The sequence below is a fragment of the Treponema sp. R8-4-B8 genome (assembly GCF_054786175.1).
Genome location: NZ_BDHE01000213.1, coordinates 1 through 665, shown reverse-complemented (window position 1 = coordinate 665; position 665 = coordinate 1). Strand labels below are relative to the sequence as shown.

General features: G+C 40.3%; 1 protein-coding gene and 1 pseudogene. Both read right to left on the bottom strand.

What is annotated here, in order from left to right; genetic code table 11:
- Window positions 1-333, bottom strand: a pseudogene (locus tag ACYVRA_RS07970) (B12-binding domain-containing radical SAM protein); the annotation flags it as partial.
- On the bottom strand, window positions 333-665 hold a 333-nt coding region (locus ACYVRA_RS07965; RefSeq protein WP_461252199.1), incomplete at its 5' end, for an FtsW/RodA/SpoVE family cell cycle protein. The pseudogene ACYVRA_RS07970 and the gene ACYVRA_RS07965, both read right to left, overlap by 1 nt.

Here is a 665-nt window from a genome sequence, read left to right as displayed (position 1 = left end):
GGACGCGGCGCTTATTCCGGTATCAAGCCCGTAAATAGGAATATTATTTTCACGTAACAATTTTTCAAAATCGGGAGCGGGAGCGAAAGCTCTATCGCAAAAAAGATTATTTTCGCTATTCATGCGGTTGTAAATAATACGCATGGCCTGGTTTCCCATCCCTATTTCATAAAGGTCAGGGAACGCCATTATCGCGCTTAAATCGTTATCTGAAAGTTTTTTATTCGCGGCAAGACGCCCGTATTCTCCGCCAGTATAACGCTCTGGTTTTTCCACATTTAAAAGAAGTCCGCCTAATTCTTTTATCGGGTCCACATACCTTACGGCAGGCATTAACGGTTATACCTTCTTATGTAAATGCTCAAAACAATTCCAATGCCTATCATAGAAGTCAAAACGGATGAGCCTCCGTATGACATAAACAAGAGCGGAAGACCGGTAATCGGCATAATTCCCATTGTCATTCCGACGTTAATAATAAAATGAAAGCTTATCATTCCGGCAAGACCCGCGCAAAAATATTTCGCGAAAGGATCAATAACCGTCTTCATTGTCAATAATAATCTGTAACATATAAACAGAAAAAGCGCGAAAACTAATATTCCCCCGATAAAACCCGCCTCTTCTGAAAATATGGAAAAAATAAAATCTGTGCTTTGTTCAGG